Origin of the sequence: Delftia sp. RIT313, from assembly GCF_000632165.1 — a bacterium.
GTDB lineage: Bacteria > Pseudomonadota > Gammaproteobacteria > Burkholderiales > Burkholderiaceae_C > Comamonas > Comamonas acidovorans.
This window is the reverse complement of record NZ_JFYT01000079.1, coordinates 1-16,902: the sequence shown is the minus strand read 5'-3', so window position 1 is coordinate 16,902 and position 16,902 is coordinate 1. Positions and strand designations below refer to the sequence as shown.

At 68.3% G+C, this 16,902-nt stretch carries 13 protein-coding genes; 5 read left to right on the top strand and 8 right to left on the bottom strand.

What is annotated here, in order from left to right:
• Positions 1-289 precede the first annotated feature (289 nt).
• A complete protein-coding gene (locus BW39_RS24330) occupies positions 290-1,606 on the top strand; it encodes an MFS transporter (RefSeq protein ID WP_012203781.1) in 1,317 nt (438 codons plus the stop codon).
• 93 nt (positions 1,607-1,699) lie between these two features.
• On the opposite strand, the gene BW39_RS24335 is transcribed toward BW39_RS24330, so the two are convergent.
• The gene (locus tag BW39_RS24335; protein WP_200871543.1) at positions 1,700-2,143 is read right to left on the bottom strand and encodes a MarR family winged helix-turn-helix transcriptional regulator; all 444 of its coding nucleotides are present in this window, start codon (positions 2,141-2,143) and stop codon (positions 1,700-1,702) included.
• A gap of 299 nt (positions 2,144-2,442) precedes the next feature.
• Here BW39_RS24335 and BW39_RS24340 point away from each other — a divergent pair, with 299 nt between their 5' ends.
• From BW39_RS24340 to BW39_RS24350, 3 genes are read left to right on the top strand one after another with little or no spacing between them, the layout of a single operon-like run.
• Entirely contained in the window at positions 2,443-4,623 is a 2,181-nt protein-coding gene (locus tag BW39_RS24340; RefSeq protein WP_043824569.1) for a formate dehydrogenase subunit gamma, read from the top strand.
• 12 nt (positions 4,624-4,635) lie between these two features.
• Positions 4,636-7,572: a formate dehydrogenase subunit alpha gene (gene fdhF, locus BW39_RS24345; RefSeq protein WP_043824567.1), complete on the top strand. Its 2,937-nt coding sequence runs from the start codon at positions 4,636-4,638 to the stop codon at positions 7,570-7,572.
• Positions 7,572-7,814: a formate dehydrogenase subunit delta gene (locus tag BW39_RS24350; protein ID WP_013803888.1), complete on the top strand. Its 243-nt coding sequence runs from the start codon at positions 7,572-7,574 to the stop codon at positions 7,812-7,814. Before fdhF ends, BW39_RS24350 begins: the two co-directional genes overlap by 1 nt.
• On the opposite strand, the gene BW39_RS24355 is transcribed toward BW39_RS24350, so the two are convergent.
• On the bottom strand, positions 7,811-8,695 hold the full coding sequence (locus BW39_RS24355) for a LysR family transcriptional regulator (protein WP_043824565.1): 885 nt from the start codon (positions 8,693-8,695) through the stop codon (positions 7,811-7,813). The two genes, BW39_RS24350 and BW39_RS24355, sit on opposite strands and share 4 nt — an antisense overlap.
• 72 nt (positions 8,696-8,767) lie before the next feature.
• Between BW39_RS24355 and BW39_RS24360 the strand changes: the two genes are divergently transcribed.
• Positions 8,768-9,724, top strand: a complete 957-nt coding sequence (locus BW39_RS24360) for a DMT family transporter (protein ID WP_043824562.1) — start codon at positions 8,768-8,770, stop codon at positions 9,722-9,724.
• Between the two features lie 16 nt (positions 9,725-9,740).
• Here BW39_RS24360 and BW39_RS24365 read toward each other — a convergent pair whose 3' ends face one another.
• The 6 genes from BW39_RS24365 to BW39_RS24390 all read right to left on the bottom strand — a co-directional run.
• Positions 9,741-10,736: a Bug family tripartite tricarboxylate transporter substrate binding protein gene (locus BW39_RS24365; RefSeq protein WP_012203791.1), complete on the bottom strand. Its 996-nt coding sequence runs from the start codon at positions 10,734-10,736 to the stop codon at positions 9,741-9,743.
• A gap of 111 nt (positions 10,737-10,847) precedes the next feature.
• Positions 10,848-11,762: a dioxygenase family protein gene (locus tag BW39_RS24370; protein ID WP_043824560.1), complete on the bottom strand. Its 915-nt coding sequence runs from the start codon at positions 11,760-11,762 to the stop codon at positions 10,848-10,850.
• A 47-nt stretch (positions 11,763-11,809) separates the two neighbouring features.
• Complete coding sequence (locus BW39_RS24375) at positions 11,810-12,802, bottom strand: Bug family tripartite tricarboxylate transporter substrate binding protein (RefSeq protein WP_012203793.1); 993 nt, start codon at positions 12,800-12,802, stop codon at positions 11,810-11,812.
• 42 nt (positions 12,803-12,844) lie between these two features.
• Complete coding sequence (catC, locus tag BW39_RS24380) at positions 12,845-13,123, bottom strand: muconolactone Delta-isomerase (RefSeq protein WP_034390814.1); 279 nt, start codon at positions 13,121-13,123, stop codon at positions 12,845-12,847.
• A 28-nt stretch (positions 13,124-13,151) separates the two neighbouring features.
• Entirely contained in the window at positions 13,152-14,339 is a 1,188-nt protein-coding gene (locus BW39_RS24385) for a muconate cycloisomerase family protein (RefSeq protein ID WP_043824557.1), read from the bottom strand.
• A 184-nt stretch (positions 14,340-14,523) separates the two neighbouring features.
• Positions 14,524-16,902: TonB-dependent siderophore receptor (locus BW39_RS24390; RefSeq protein ID WP_043824554.1), on the bottom strand; the 2,379-nt coding region annotated here is incomplete at its 5' end.

Below are 16,902 nucleotides of genomic sequence, written 5' to 3'. Positions count from 1 at the left end.
GGAATCTCTCCAGGGTCTGGGTCCTGACATCTGATGCTGGGGACGGGTGATGGGCAACAACGGACGGCGCTGTCGATGTGCAGCCTGTCCGCAATGCGCCCATCGCCCGGATGCAGAGACCGACATCCGGAAATTTTTCATCGGGCCATGGAGATGGCGCCGAGGGAGCGGTTCGCTCCGGATGTGTGAAGGGTGGAAGGCACGGCAGGAGACGGCAACACAAGCTGAACGGCCTTGCCTGGGAAAAGACAGATTCAACAATTGCGATGGCTAGAAAAGGAGTCCCTGCATGTCATCTACATACATTTCGGTGGAAAAAGGCATCCAGACAGCGGGTGTCGGCAAGTTCCAATATCGGCTGTTCGTCATCTTCGGGCTGGTCTGGCTGGCCGATGCCATGCAGGTGCTGTCCATCGGCTTCAGCGCGCCGTCCATTGCCAAGACCTTCGGCAAGACCGTGCCCGAGGCGCTGCAGACCGGCACCTTCTTCTTCATCGGCATGCTGATCGGCGCCTTCGTCTTCGGCCGCCTGGCCGACCGCATCGGGCGTCGCCCGGTGCTGATGATGGCCGTGGTGATCGACGCCTTTGCGGGCGTGGCCTCGGCCTTTGCGCCCGAGTTCGCCTGGCTGCTGGTGCTGCGCTTCATCACCGGCATCGGCGTGGGCGGCACGCTGCCCGTGGACTACACCATGATGGCCGAGTTCCTGCCCAGCGACCGCCGCGGCCGCTGGCTGGTGCTGCTGGAATCGTTCTGGGCCGTGGGCACCATCTTCCTGGCCATCCTGGCGCTGGTGGCCGTGTCCTGGGGTGACGATGCCTGGCGCGTGATCTTCTTCGTGACCGGACTGCCGGCGCTGATCGGCGTGGTGCTGCGCTTCTACATCCCCGAGTCGCCCATGTTCCTCAACCGCAACGGCAAGTCCGAAGAGGCGCGCAAAGTGCTGCAGCGGGTGGCCAAGGTCAACGGCACCACCGCGGAAATCCCCGCCCTGCAGCCTGAAAAGCAGGAGCGCAAATCCATCCTCGCGCTGTTCAACGGCGACCTGCGCCGCCGCAGCCTCTCGCTGTTCCTGGCCTGGGCGCTGATCTCCATCGCCTACTACGGTGTCTTCGTCTACCTGCCCGTCAAGCTCAGCAGCGAGGGCTTCGCCTTCATGCGCGGCCAGGTCTTCCTGGTGGTGCTGGCCCTGGTGCAACTGCCCGGCTTCGCACTGTCGGCCTATGGCGTGGAGCGCTGGGGCCGCAAGCCCACGCTGATCGGCTTTTTGCTGCTCAGCGCCGTCGGCTGCATGTTCTACAGCCTGGGCTCGTCGCCCTTCGTGGTCATCGGCTCCACCCTGCTGATGAGCTTCTCGCTGCTGGGCACCTGGGGCGCGCTGTATGCCTTCACCCCCGAGGTCTACCCCACCGACCTGCGTGCCAGCGGCATGGGCATGGCCGGCGCCGTGGCGCGCTTCGGCGGCCTGTTCGCCCCGGCCATCATTGCGCCCATCATGGCCACCCACTTCACCCTGGCCCTGGCCGTGCTGTCCGCCATGCTGGTGGGCGGCGCCCTGTCGATCTGGGCCGTGGATGTGGAATCGCGCAACCGGGCGCTGGATTGATGACGGCCTGAGCTGACTGAAAGGTCGGCTCAGCAAAAAGGCCAGAAGGATTTTTCCTTCTGGCCTTTGTTTTTTTGGGGAGGCTGCAACGGCTCAGTCGGCCTCGCCACTTTCCAGCATCTTCTTGAGCAGAAAATCCAGCGCCAGGCGCTCGGCCGGATTGAGCTTGCCGTAGGTGCTTTCGGTGATCTGCTTGGCGAAGGGCTCCATGTCGCGCACCAGGTCCTGGCCGGCCTCGGTGAGGTTGATGACGACCTTGCGGCGGTCGATGCGGTCATGGTCCACCTGCACCAGTTCGCGCTGCTTGAGCCGGTCCACCACGCCGCGGATGGTGGCCTGGTCGATCACGGTGGCCTTGACGATGTCGGCCAGCGAGCTGCCGCTGTTGTCGCGCACGGAGCACAGCACCACGAATTGCGCGGCCGTGAGCTGCGAGTCGGGAATGTATTGCTGGAAGAGTGCAGTGTGGCGCTGATAGACACGCCGCAGCAGGTGGCCGATCTGGTCTGAAAAATGATAGCCATCCTGTGGCGTCATGGCTGATGGCGGGTGGTTCATGGTGCGCGTGAGCTTATCAAAATTCACACCAAATACCGTGTGATTTGCGACAAGCCGGGCGCATTTGCCAAGTGGCGCAAACCCGCGCTGGCTGCGGCATCCGCAAGACCTGGGGCAGCAGGCGCAGCACTGCCCGGCGGCTCATTTGCCGATTGAATGGCGCAATCATCCGTTTGAATTTGACGGCTTGCCCGGCAGGCCTTGAAATGGCATGAGAGACAAAGCGCCAGCGGACCGGACCGCGCCGCTCCCCACAACGAAAGCCAGCAGGGACACCCATGCCAGCCACACAAGGGAAGATCATTCCTATCGCCGTCCTCAATGCCGCTGTTGCCGGCAGCGCACTCGGCGCCCATGAGCGCGAGGCCGTCGAGCACGCCATTGCCGTCCACGCCCGGCGCCCCGGCCCCCTGATCGAGTTGCTGCACGCCGTGCAGGACATGCTGGGCCATATCCCCGAAGCCGCCGTGCCGCGCATCGCCGATGCGCTGAACCTCTCGCGTGCCGAGGTGCATGGCGTCATCTCCTACTACCCCCATTTCCGCAGCACGCCAGCGGGCCGCCATGTGCTGCAGGTCTGCCGCGCCGAGGCCTGCCAGTCGAGCGGTGCGGATGCGCTGCTGGCCCACGCAGGCCAGGCGCTGGGCTGCGGATCGAGTGGGCACGGGCATGGGCATGCAACCAGTGCCGATGGCGCCGTCACGCTGGAGCCGGTCTACTGCCTGGGCCTGTGCGCGTCATCGCCTGCCGTGATGCTCGATGGCCAGCCCCATGCGCATGTCTCGGCCAACGGACTGGATGCACTCATCGCGCAATGCCGCCAGCCGGAGCAGGCCGGCGAGCCGGTGGCGCAGCCTGCGCATGCAGGGACAGGGGCAGGGGCAGGCTCCGGCGTGCGCGTCTACGTGCCCCGCGATGCCGCCGCGCTGGCCGTGGGCGCTGACGCCGTGGCCGGCGCCCTGCAGCGCGAGTGCGCGGCGCGCGGCCTTCAGGTGCAGATCGTGCGCAACGGCTCGCGCGGCCTGCTGTGGCTGGAGACCCTGGTGGAGGTCGAGACGCCCGAAGGCCGCGTGGCCTACGGCCCGGTCACGGCCGATGCGGTGCCGGGCCTGATCGATGCCGGAATGCTGCAGGGCGGCAGCCATGCGCTGTGCCATGGACTGACCGAGGCCATTGCCTACCTGGCGCGCCAGGAGCGCCTGACCTTTGCGCGCGTGGGCGTCATCGATCCGCTGAACCTGTCCGACTATGCGGCCCATGGCGGTTGGCAGGGGCTGGAGCGCGCGGCGCGCATGGAGCCCGCGGCCATCGTGCAGGAGGTGCTGGATTCGGGCCTGCGCGGCCGTGGCGGTGCGGCGTTTCCGGCCGGCATCAAGTGGAAGACCGTGGCCGCCGCAGCGGGGCCGCAAAAGTACATTGCCTGCAACGCCGACGAGGGCGACTCGGGCACCTTCGCCGACCGGCTGCTGATGGAGGGCGATCCCTACACGCTGATCGAAGGCATGGCCATCGCGGGCCTGGCCGTGGGCGCCACGCAGGGCCTGGTCTATGTGCGCAGCGAGTATCCGCATGCCATCGCCACCCTGCGCGAAGCCATTGCGCGCGCCGAGGCCGCAGGCTGGCTGGGCCGCGACGTGGCCGGCAGCGGGCGGGCCTTCCACATGGAGGTGCGCAAGGGCGCGGGCAGCTATGTCTGCGGCGAGGAAACGGCCATGCTGGAGAGCATCGAGGGCCGGCGCGGCATTGTGCGCGCCAAGCCGCCGCTGCCGGCCATCGAGGGGCTGTGGGGCCGGCCCACGGTGATCAACAACGTGATCACGCTGGCCACGGTGCCGCTGATCCTGGCGCGCGGCGCGGCCTTCTACCAGGGCTTCGGCATGGGCCGCTCGCGCGGCACCCTGCCGTTTCAGCTGGCCGGCAACATCGCGCGCGGCGGCCTGGTGGAAAAGGCCTTCGGCCTGAGCCTGCGCGAACTGGTGGAAGACTTTGGCGGCGGCACGGCCACCGGCCGCACCGTCAAGGCCGTGCAGGTGGGCGGCCCGCTGGGCAGCTATGTGGCGCCAGCCGACTGGGATGTGCCGCTGGACTACGAGGCCTATGCCGCCAAGGGCAACGTGGTGGGGCACGGCGGCATCGTCGTGCACGACGACACGGCCGACATGGCGCAGCTGGCGCGCTATGCCATGGAGTTCTGCGCCATCGAGTCCTGCGGCAAGTGCACACCCTGCCGCATCGGCTCCACGCGCGGCGTGGAGGTCATCGACCGCATCGTGCGCGCCGGCACCGACCCTGCCGCCCACGCCGGCCAGGTGGCCCTGCTGGAGAACCTGTGCGACACCATGCAGCATGGCTCCATGTGCGCCATGGGCGGGATGACGCCGTATCCCGTGCGCTCTGCGCTGAACCACTACCCCCAGGACTTCGGCATCGAGTCCACCACGGCCGCAGCGGCTGCCTGAACGGAGAACACCATGCTCGACCATTTGAAGCAAGCCGACTGGGGCACGCCCGCCAGCCCGTCCGAACGCCTGATCACCCTGGAGATCGACGGCCGCGAGGTCTGCGTTCCCGAGGGCACCTCGCTGATGCGCGCGGCCATGGAAGGCGGCGTCAGCGTGCCCAAGCTGTGCGCCACCGACAGCCTGGAGCCCTTCGGCTCCTGCCGCCTGTGCCTGGTGCAGATTGAAGGCCGCAAGGGCTTTCCGGCCTCGTGCACCACGCCGGCCGAGCCGGGCATGAAGGTGCGCACGCAAAGCCCGCAACTGCAGGAGCTGCGCCGTGGCGTGATGGAGCTGTACATCTCCGACCATCCGCTGGACTGCCTGACCTGCAGCGCCAACGGCGACTGCGAACTGCAGGACATGGCCGGCACCGTGGGCCTGCGCGAGGTGCGCTACGGCTTCGACGGCGCCAACCATTTCAAGGGCCAGGCGCGCGCCGAGGTCGATGACTCCAACCCGTACTTCAGCTACGACCCCAGCAAGTGCATCGTCTGCAACCGCTGCGTGCGCGCCTGCGAGGAGACGCAGGGCACCTTTGCGCTGACCATCTCGGGCCGGGGGTTCGAATCGCGCGTCACGGCGGGGCAGGGCGGCAGCTTCATGGAGAGCGACTGCGTCAGCTGCGGCGCCTGCGTGCAGGCCTGCCCCACGGCCACGCTGCAGGAAAAGACCGTGACCGAGCTGGGCCAGGCCGGGCACAGCGCCATCACCACCTGCGCCTACTGCGGCGTGGGTTGCGGCTTCAAGGCCGAGATGAAGGGCGAGCAGGTCGTGCGCATGGTGCCCTGGAAGGACGGCCAGGCCAACGAGGGCCATGCCTGCGTCAAGGGCCGCTTTGCCTGGGGCTATGCCACGCACAAGGACCGCATCACCCGGCCCATGGTCCGCGCGAAGATCACCGACCCCTGGCGCGAGGTCAGCTGGGAAGAGGCCATTGCCCACACGGCAAGCGAGTTCCGCCGCATCCAGGCGAAGCACGGCAAGGATTCCATTGGCGGCATCACCTCCTCGCGCTGCACCAACGAAGAGGCCTACCTGGTGCAAAAGCTGGTGCGCACGGCCTTCGGCAACAACAACGTCGATACCTGCGCGCGCGTGTGCCATTCGCCCACGGGCTATGGCCTGGGCCAGACCTATGGCACCTCGGCCGGCACGCAGACCTTCAAGTCCATCGAGCACACGGACGTGGTCATGGTCATCGGCGCCAACCCCACGGCCGCGCACCCGGTGTTCGGCTCGCGCATGAAAAAGCGCCTGCGCGGCGACGGCCGGCGTGCGGGCGCCAAGCTCATCGTCATCGACCCGCGCGAGATCGAGCTCGTCAAGTCGCCCCACATCCGCGCCGACTACCACCTGCAACTGCGGCCCGGCACCAACGTGGCCATGATCACCTCGCTGGCCCATGTCATCGTCACCGAAGGCTGGCTGGCCGAGGACTACATCGCCGAGCGCTGCGATGCCAAGTCCTTCGCGCAGTGGAAGGAATTCGTGGCCCGGCCCGAGAACTCGCCCGAGGCCATGGCCGAGGTCACCGGGGTCGCTCCCGAACTCGTGCGCGGCGCCGCGCGCCTGTATGCGCTGGGTGCCGAGGACCACGCGGCGGGCACTCCCGTCAACGCGGCCATCTACTACGGCCTGGGCGTGACCGAGCATGCGCAGGGCTCGACCATGGTCATGGGCATTGCCAACCTGGCCATGGCCACGGGCAACGTGGGCCGCGAAGGCGTGGGCGTGAACCCGCTGCGTGGCCAGAACAATGTGCAGGGCTCCTGCGACATGGGTTCCTTCCCGCATGAGCTGCCCGGCTACCGCCACATCTCGGACAGCACGGTGCGCGCCGAGTTCGAGGACGCCTGGGGCGTGGCGCTCAGCCCCGAGCCCGGGCTGCGCATTCCCAACATGTTCGAGGCGGCCCTGGCCGGCAGCTTCATGGGCCTGTACTGCGAGGGCGAGGACATCGTGCAGTCCGACCCCAACACCCAGCATGTGACGGCCGCGCTCTCGGCCATGGAATGCGTGGTGGTGCAGGACATCTTCCTCAACGAAACCGCCAAGTACGCCCATGTCTTCCTGCCAGGCGCTTCCTTCCTCGAAAAGGATGGCACCTTCACCAATGCCGAGCGCCGCATCTCGCGCGTGCGCAAGGTCATGGCGCCGCTGGCCGGCTATGCCGATTGGGAGGTCACCCAGCTGCTGGCCAATGCGCTGGGCTATGCCATGCACTACACGCACCCGAGCGAGATCATGGCCGAGATCGCCGCGCTCACGCCCAGCTTTGCGGGCGTGAACTACGACAAGATCGACCGGCTGGGCAGCGTGCAATGGCCCTGCAATGACAGCACCGAAGAGGCCGGCACTTCCATCATGCACAGGGATCGCTTCGTGCGCGGCAAGGGCCGCTTCATCATCACCCAGTACGTGGCCACCGACGAGAAGGTCACCCAGCGCTTTCCGCTGCTGCTGACCACGGGCCGCATCCTGTCGCAATACAACGTGGGTGCCCAGACCCGGCGCACGCACAACAGCCACTGGCACAGCGAGGACCGGCTGGAAATCCATCCGCATGACGCCGAGGACCGCGGCATACGCGACGGAGACTGGGTCGGCATCGCCAGCCGCGCGGGCGAGACCGTGCTGCGCGCCACCGTCACCGAGCGCATACAGCCCGGCGTGGTCTACACCACCTTCCACTTTCCCGAATCGGGCGCCAACGTCATCACCACCGACAGCTCCGACTGGGCCACCAACTGCCCCGAATACAAGGTCACGGCCGTGCAGGTGCTGCCCGTCCCCCAGCACGCCCAGCCGTCCGACTGGCAGCGCGGCTTTGCGCGCATGCATGAAGAGCAGATCGGCCTGTTGCAAGCCGCGCAGGCCGGCAGCATGGCCGTGGCGGGAGGCAAGTGATGGACAGCGCGAACCTGGTCCGCATGGCCAACCGCATCGGCGAGTTCTTCGAGGCCATGCCCGAGCGCGACGAGGCCCTGCAGGGCATTGCCGAACACATCCGCAAATTCTGGGAGCCCCGCATGCGCGCCGAACTGGCCCGCGTGCTGGCCAGCCCCGACGAGGCGCAGGCGCTCAAGCCCATCGTGCGCGAGGCGCTGGTGCTGCATCCGCTGACCTTGCCGTCGGCGGCGCAGGCTTAGCCAAACCGCTTCTTCTTCGCCATCTCCCGCGCCAGCTCCACAAAGCCGGCAGCGGCCGGTGACAGCCGTTCCATGCTGCGCACGGCCAGGCCGGTGACGCGGCGCTGGCGGGGCGCGAGGCTGCGGTAGACCATGCCTTCGGGCGCCTGCTCGGGCACGGCCAGGCGCGCGGCAATGGCAATGGCGTGGCCCTGGGCCACGAAGCCCTGCATGGAGGACATCTGCTCGAAGTGGTAGATGGCCGCAGGCTGGGCGCCGGCCTCGGCCAGGAAGCGGTCGATGTGCGCGCCCGACCCGGCCGAGGTGCGCACAAAGGCCTCGCCCTGCAGGTCGGCGGCGCGGATGCTGCGCTGGGCCGCCAGCCGGTGCGATGCGGGCAGCAGCGCCACCAGTTCGTCTTCCACCAGGGGCACGGTCTCGAAGCGCTCATCGGGCAGCACGACGAAGCCGATCTCCACCCGCCGCTCCAGCAGCCACTTGACCACGGTGTCGTCGTTTTGCTCGTCGATCTGCACCAGCACGGCGGGCTGGCGGCGCCGGTATTCGGTGATCAGCGGTGGCAGCAGACGCAGCGAAGAGGTGGCGCCGAACGAGGCCACGCGCAGCGTGCCGCGCGCCATGCCGCGTTCGGCATCGGCCTCCTGCCGCAAGGCCTCCTTTTGCTGGAGGATGTCGTTGGCGCGCTGCAGCAGCCGCGTGCCTGCGTCGGTCAGTGGGGAGTGGGGGCCTTCGCGCCGCACCAACTGCACCTGCAGCTCGCCTTCCAGCGCGCGCAGGGCATGGCTGACGGCGCTCTGGGTAATGCCCAGCAGCGCGGCTGCGCGCGAGAAACTGCCGGCGCGGGCCAGCGCCGCGAACACTTCGAGCTGGGTGAAGGTCATGGGATCACGGTGTCCAGGTCATGAGCATTCGCTCATTTGTCTATGAATCGATATGAGCACATAGTACGCGCCATGAATTTTCAACGCTTCTTCGGTCCCCACCTGCGGCTTGTCGGCATGGCCCTGCTGTGGGGCGCTTCCTGGCCTGCGGGCCGCGTGGTGGCACAGAACATGCCGCCGCTGGCAGCCGCCAGCCTGCGCTTCCTGCTGGCCGCCGCCGTGCTGCTGCCCTGGCTGTACTGGGCCGGCGGCATGGCCGGTCTCAGGCACTGGAGCGCCAAACGCTGGCTGGGCATGGCGGCCGCTGGCGCCACGGGCGTGTTCGGCTATGCGGCCTTTTTCCTCATGGGGCTGCAGCATGTGCCGGCCGGCAAGGCGGCCCTGGTGATCACGCTCAACCCCGTGCTCACGCTGGCGCTGGCGGTCTGGCTGTTCGGCGAGCGGCTCAACCGCACCATTGCCCTGGGCATGGCGCTGGCGGCCTGCGGCGCCGTGGTGGTGATCTCGCATGGCCAGCCGCTGGCGCTGCTGCAGGGATCGGTGGGCGCCGGAGAGCTGCTGATCCTGGGCTGCGTGGTCTGCTGGGTGAGCTACACCCTGATCGGCCGCTGGCTGCTCACGGGCGTGGATGCGCTGTCGGCCACGGCCGTGACCTCGACCATGGGCGCGGCCATGCTGCTGGTGGCCAGCCTGGTGGTCGAGGGGCCGGCAGGCCTGCAGGCTGCCGTGCTTGGCAACGCAACCGCCTGGAGCGCGCTGGCCTTCCTGGCCTTCGGCGCCACGGCGCTTGCCTATGCCTGGTACTTCGACGGCGTCAAGGCGCTGGGTGCGGGTGCGGCCTCGGGCTACATCACGCTGGTGCCCGTGATCGGTGTGGCGCTGTCGGCGCTGTGGCTGGGCGAGAGCATCGATGCCAGCATCGTGCTGGGCGGCGGCATGGCCGTGGCCGGCACGGCGCTGATGAACTGGGGGCGCAGGCCTGCGGCTGCGGTGCAGGTGGTTGCCAAGCGCACCGCAGTCCAGAGCTGAACGGACTCCGTCCGGTTCAATCCAGCGAGGCGCCCGAGGTGCGCACGCGCTCGCCCTGCACCTGGTAGTCGCGCGCCAGGAAGTCGCGGTATTCGGCGGGGCTGGAGGCCACGGCCACGTAAGAGAACGCGTCCACCTGGGTCTTGCGGAATTCGGGCTCCAGCAGCACGCGGCGCACATCGGCGGCGATCTTCTCCACCAGGGGCGCCGGCGTTCCAGCCGGTGCCAGCAGGCCGATGTTGAAGACAGCCTGGATGTCGCGCACGCCCGCTTCCTTGAAGGTGGGCACATCCGGCAGGGCGATGCTGCGTGTCTCCGAGGACACTGCCAGGGCCTTGAGCTTGCCCGACTTGATGTGCTGCTCGATCACCGACACGCCCAGCACCGCTGCGTCGATCTGGCCGGCGATGACTTCGGGGATCAGCGGTGCGGCGCCCTTGTAGGGCACGTGCACCATCTCCAGCCCTTCCTGCTTGGCGAACATGGCCAGCGGCAGGTGCACGATGCCGCCCGCGCCCGATGAGCCATAGGTCAGCGGTTTGGTCTTGCCTGCCTGGCGTGCCTGAGCGATGAACTCCTGCAGCGTGCCGGCCTTGGAGCTCTGGGGCACGAAGAAGACCATGGGCACGCTGATCAGGCGGGAGATGGGGGCGAAGTCCTTTTGCGGGTTGTAGGGAAGCTTCCTGTACAGGTGCGGGTTCATGGTCAGCGACGCTTCGGTCGCGGCGAACAGCGTGTAGCCGTCGGGTGCGCTCTTGGCCACGTACTCGGCCCCGATGATCTCGTTGGCGCCTGTGCGGTTGAGGATGACCACGGGTTGCGACCAGACCTTGTTCAGGCGCGTGGCCAGCGCGCGTGCCAGGTTGTCCACGGGGCCGCCGGCCGCGTAGGGCACGACGATGTTCACCGGCTTGGAAGGAAAGGCTGCCGGAGCCTGGGCGTGTCCCAGGGCGGGCACGAGGGCCACGGTGGCGGTCAGCAGGGTTGCGGCGATGCGATGCAGGCTGGACATGGTGTGGGAAGCGGGTACGGTGAAGCAGGCCGCACTCCAAGGGGCGGCCTGCTGTGGAACGGAAGAATCGAAAAAATGGCAGGCCGGAAGGCACCGGAAGGTGGCGGAGCCTCAGGCGCGCACGCGCTCCATGCGTGTCAGCGGCAAGGACTCGCCTTCGCTGACTGCGGGCTGCAGCACGAAGTCGAAGCGCGTGCGGACGAAAGGCGCGTTCACGCCCAGCGACTCATAGCCGGCCGGCGCCACGCCGCGCTCCAGCTCGACGATCAGGCCGTCACGCGTGGCGAAGGCGAAGTCGTCGTCCAGGTAGGTATCGCCGGGCAGGTTGACCTGGGTGGTCAGCGTGCGCATGCCGGATGCAACCACGAGAAAGTGGATGTGGGCGGGACGATGGCCGTGGCGTCCCAGCGCGTCGAACAGTTCCGAGGTGGGGCTGTTCGGCGGTATGGAGTAGCCGGGCGGCACATAGCTGCGAAAGCGGTAGCGGCCCTGGTCGTCGGTTTCTATGCGGCGGCGCAGCTCGTAGGGCTTCATGCCCGGGAAGAAGTGCGAGTAGCCGCCCTGGACATTGGCATGCCAGACATCGATGAGCGCATGCGGCAAAGGCCGGCCGTCAAGATCCAGCACCCGTCCTTCCATCACGAAGACCTCGCCCTGGGGCTCGCCTTCGTCCAGGCGCACTTCGGCTTGCGACAGCGGTGCACCGGCCACGAACAGCGGGCCTTCGATGGCGCGCGGCGTGCCGCCCGCACGGCCGGCACGCGCATCGGCCTCGTCGCTGCGGATGTCCAGCAGCCGGTCGAAGCCCAGGCCTGCCGTGATCAGGCCCAGCTGGCCGCTGCTCCCAAGGCGGCCCAGCCAGTCCACGGCGGCCCAGAACTCGTCGGGCGTGACATCCATCTCGTCGATGGTGTGGAACAGATCGCTGACGATGCGCTGGGTCAGCGCCCGCACGCGGTCGCTGCCAGGGGCGATCTGCTTGCTGTTGACCAGATTCAGCAGCTGGTCCTGGGACAGTTCGGACATGTTTGTCTCCTCGTGGTTTTATGGGATGTCCTGGAAAAGAGAAGCGCTCAGTCCATGCTGATGTTGCGCTCCGTGATCACCTTGGTCCAGCGCACGGACTCGGCCTGCAGGTGCTTGGCCGCCTCCTCGGGCGTGGAGCCCACGACTTCGGCGCCGATGGCCTTGAAGCGTTCGAGCACGTCGGGCTGCTTCATCTCGGCCACGAACACCTGGTTGAGCTTCTTGACGATGGCCGGCGGCGTGCTGGCGGGCATGAAGACGGCGAACCAGGGCGAGACCTCGTAGCCCTTGATGCCGGCCTCTTCCATGGTGGGCACGTCGGGCATGCTGGACGAGCGCTTGGCCGTGGTCACGGCCAGGGCGCGCAGCTTGCCCGACTGGATGTGCGGGCGCGCCGAGGTGATGGAGTCGAACATGTAGTTGACCTGTCCGCCCAGCAGGTCGGAGACGGCCGGGCCCGATCCCTTGTAGGGGATGTGCAGGATGTCCACGCCGGCCAGCGAGTTGAACACTTCGCCCGCCAGGTGGATGGAGGTGCCGTTGCCGGCCGAGGCATAGGTCAGCTTGCCGGGCGAGGCCTTGGCGGCGGCCACCACGTCGGCCACGCTCTTGACGTTGGGCTGGGTGGAGTTGGTGACCAGGATGTTGGGCACCACGGCCAGCACGCCCACGGGGGCGAAGTCCTTGATCGGGTCGTAGCTGAGCTTGCGGTACAGCGGCTTGTTGGTGGCCATGCCGATGGAGGTGATCATCAGCGTGTAGCCGTCGCCGGGCTGCTTGGCCACGAAGTCGGCGCCGATGTTGCCGCCGGCGCCGGGACGGTTCTCGATCACGAAGGGCTGGCCCAGCGTGCGGCCGGCCTTCTCGCCCAGGGTGCGCGCAATGGCGTCCATGGCGCCGCCCGGCGGGAAGGGCACGATCCAGCGGATGGGCTTGCTGGGCCAGTTGGCCTCGGGTGCCTGCGCATGGGCGGCGGGCATCACGGCGGACAGGCACAGGCCTGCGGCTGCGGCGGTCAGAAAACGGCGTTTCACATTCACTTCAGTTGTCTCCGAAAAATTTGGTCTTGGTTTGGGCTGTGCTCAGGCGATGGCCGAGGGGTGCCGGGCCAGCGGCGTGACCTGGATGTCCATGTAGGGGAACAGCGGCAGGCCCTGCAGCAGCTCGTGCAGCTCGTCGTTGGAGGCCACGTCGAACACGCTGTAGTTGGCGTACTCGCCCACCACGCGCCAGATGTGGGGCCAGCGGCCTTCGTGCTGCAGTTGCTGGGAATAGGCCTTCTCGCGGGCCTTGATCTCGGCTGCCACGTCGGCGGGCAGGTCGTGGGGGATCTTCACGTCCATGCGGACCAGATAAAGCATGTTTGTCTCCAGGAGGAATGAAAGGAATTCAGGTCGCAGCCCCGGTCCGGGCCTGCCCCATGTCGAAGTGCTGCGGCTGGCTGTCGGCCAGCGCGCGGTCGAAACGCGCGAGTTGCTGCAGGTCGATCTCCACGCCCAGGCCCGGCCCGTCGGGCAGTTGCAGCTCGAAGTCGCGGATGGCCATGCGCTCGGTGACGATGTCGTCCACCAGCAGCTGGGGGCCGAACAGCTCGCAGTTGTAGTGCTGCCCGCCCAGCGTGGCAAAGACATGGGCCGAGGCGGCCGAGCCGATCGAGGTCTCCAGCATGGTGCCGCCGTACCAGCCGATGTCGGCCGCCTGGGCGATGGCTGCCACCTTGCGCGTGCGCAGCAGGCCGCCGTGCTTGGCCACCTTGAGCGAGAACACATGGCTGGCCTGCTCGCGCGCCAGGCGCATGGCGTCGTAGGGCGTGCACACGCTCTCGTCGGCCATGACCAGCGCGCCCTGCAGCGTGGCCGTCAGCTCGCGCAGCGCGGGCACGTTCCAGCCGGCCACGGGCTGCTCGATCAGGGTCACGCCGGCATCGATCAGCTGCGGCAGAAAGCGCCGCGCCGTGGCGCCGTCCCAGGCCTGGTTGACGTCCACGGTCAGCGTGGCGCGGCCCTGCAGGCCGCGTGCGATCTCGCTCACATGGGCCACGTCGGCCTCGGGCGTGCGCGCGCCGATCTTCATCTTGAAGATGCGGTGGCGCTTTTGTTCCAGGCGCAGATGGGCCTCGGCCAGGTCGCGCTCGATGTCGCCGCTGGCCAGCGTCCAGGCCAGGGGCAGGCTGTCGCGCTGCTTGCCGCCCAGCAATTGCCACAGCGGCAACTGCAGGCTGCGGGCCACGGCGTCCATCAGCGCGATCTCGACGGCGCTCTTGGCAAAGGCATTGCCCTTGCAGGCCAGGTCCATGCGCGAGAGGCAGGCCTCGAAGCGCGCGCCGTCCTGGCCGATCAGGCTGGGCGCCAGGTGGTTGGTGATGGCGTGGTGGATGCTCTCGGGCGATTCCTCGTTCCACGACGGGCCGCCGATGGTGGCGGCCTCGCCAAAGCCCGTGGCGCCATTGCGCAGCCACAGCTGCACGATCACCGGGCTTTGCCGGCTGATGGAGCCGAACGACAGCTTGTGCGGACGGATGGTGGGAATGTCGAGGATCCGCGCCTCGATGCGCTCGATCAGGAAACGGTCTTGCATGGCAATGGCGTGTGTCTTGGCTGGCGGCGGCTGCCGGCGATGGACACAAGCGTAAATCCATGCATTGTGTGGATCTATTGAATTATTTGTGAGAAATCATTCGATGGTGTCGATGTGTTGAATGCCTGCGCGGCAGGCAGGGGGCGCGGCAGCCTTGTGCTGCGCACGCCTTCTGGCGACTGGGTCAGAAACTGCTGCGCAGCGTGACCATGATGCTGCGCGGCAGGCCGTAGTAGTTGCTGCGCGTGGCGGTGCCCACGCGCTCCCAGTAGACGCGGTCGAAGAGGTTGTCGATGTTCACAGCCAGCTTGACCTTGGGGGTAAGCGGGTAGGCGGCATAGACGGACCAGACGCCGTAGCCACCCGCGCGCCAGCGCACGGTGCCCAGGGTGTCGTAGAACTCGCTGACGGCGCGCACGCCCGCGCCCAGCTCCAGCCCCTGGGCCACGGGGCCGGCCACGCGGTAGCGCGCCCACAGGTTCACGCTGTGGCGCGGCGACATGGTGCTGAAGTCGGTGCCCGTCTGCGTGACGGTGCCCTGCAGGTATTTGGAGCGCATGTAGGCGTAGCTGGCCGCCACGTCCCAGCGCGGCGACAGCGAGCCGACCACTTCGGCCTCGAAGCCTTCGGAGCGCACCTTGCCTGCGGGGATGACGAAGGCGGCATCGCCAGGGTCGGCCAGCGCGCGGTTGGTGTCCTGCATGCGGTAGACGGCGGCGGTGGCGCTCAGGCGTCCGTCCAGCAGGCTGCCCTTGATGCCGGCCTCCACCTGCCGGCCCTCGCGCGGGGCGATCTGGCCGCCGCCGGCCAGGCGCCCGCTTTGCGGCTGGAAGATGCGCGACTGGCTGGCGTAGAGCGTCCAGCTGTCGTTCAGATCGAAGAGCACGGCGCCGAAGGGCGTGAACTGGCCATCGACCTCGTAGCCCGAGCGCGTGTTCTGCAGCCGATCCGAGGTTTCTGTCTTCCACCAGCTCTTGCGCGCGCCCGCCACCAGGGTGAGGGCCTGCGTGGGCTTGATGCGCAACTGGCCGTAGACGCCGCGCAGGCTGGTGCGCGTGATGTCGTCGGCAAAGGGCTTGAAGCTGGGCTCGGGAATGGAGGAGGGGTCGTAGTGGAACAGGTCGGCCGGCGTGTTCATGGCGCCGCGCAGCATGCGCAGGTGCATGTTGGAGCTGCGGTAGTCCGCGCCCGCGATGAAATGGTGCGTCTGCCCGGCCCATTGCCAGGGCGTGCTGTAGTAGATGTCGGCCGTGGTGTCGGCGTAGTCGCGGTCCACGGTCTGGGCCTGGGTGAAGCGGCTGATGCCGGTGTCCGAGACGGCCGAGTAGCCGTTGATGTACTTGTCGCGCTGCTGGCGCAGCACGCGGCGCGCGGCCACCTTGAACAGGCCGCCGCCGTCGAGCCGCGTCTCCGACTCGATGAAGCCGGCCAGCGATTCGGGCGCGGCGCGGCCCCAATCGGCGGCAATGGCCACGTCGCGCGGAATGGGGGCCAGCCTGCCGTCGGCGTGGGCGGGCAGGCCGGTGTCGTAGTTGCCCCGGCCGCGCTGCCAGGTGGCGCCCACCGAGACCGTGCTCTGGGAAGTGATGTCCAGCTCCACCGTGCCGTACAGGGCCTGCTTGTGGCCGTCCATGGCCATCACGGGGCTGCCGAAGTTCTCGTGCAGCGCCACCACCCGGCCACGCAGGCGGCCATCTTCGGACAGCGGGCCGGTGACATCCACCTCGGCCCGCTTGCGGCCCCGCGAGCCCAGGCCGATGGCGCCCTGGCCCTGGTAGTCCGGCAGGGCGCGCTTGCGCACCAGGTTGAGCATGACGCTGGGCTCGCCCGCGCCCGAGAACAGCCCGGCCGGCCCGCGCAGGGCCTCGACCCGGTCGAACAGGGCCAGGTCCAGCGTTTCCTGGGTGGCCGGGTTGCCGCTGACGGTGAGACCGTCCAACTGGTAGGTGGAGGACTGGTAGCCGCGCGAGAGGATGTCGCTGCGCCCGCCCGTGCTGCTTTGCCGGCGCACGACGATGCCGGGCACCACCTTGGCGGCTTCGGTGAGCTCCACGAAGTTCTGGTCATCGAGCTGCGCGCGCGAGATCACGGACACGGACTGCGGCGTCTCCCGCGCCGTCAGCTCGATCTTGGTGGCCGCGCTGGCATAGGGCGCCCGGTAGCTGCCCGTGCCTTCCGTGCGGCCGTCGCGCAGGGCCGTGGCCGTCACCCGCACTTCGTCCAGCGCGGTCTGCGGGCGCGCCGGGGTGGGACGCAGCAGCCAGCCGCCCTGGGGCTGGGCAGAGGCTTGCAGCCCGCTGCCGGCCAGCAGGCGCTGCAGTGCCTCGGCCGGCTCCAGGCGGCCCTGGACGGCGGGCGCGGTCTTGCCTGCCAGCAGGGCGCTGTCGGCCGCGATGCTGGTGCCGGTGGCGCGCGCCAGGGCCTTGATGGCGTCGGACAGCGGCTGGGCCGGCAGGTCGATGTCGGCAGGGGCGGCCAGGGCTGGCGTGCAGGCCAGTGCCGCCGCGCAGGCGAGCAGGGACAGGCAGGCGCGTGCCGGGCGGGAGGAAAGAGGGCGGGCGGG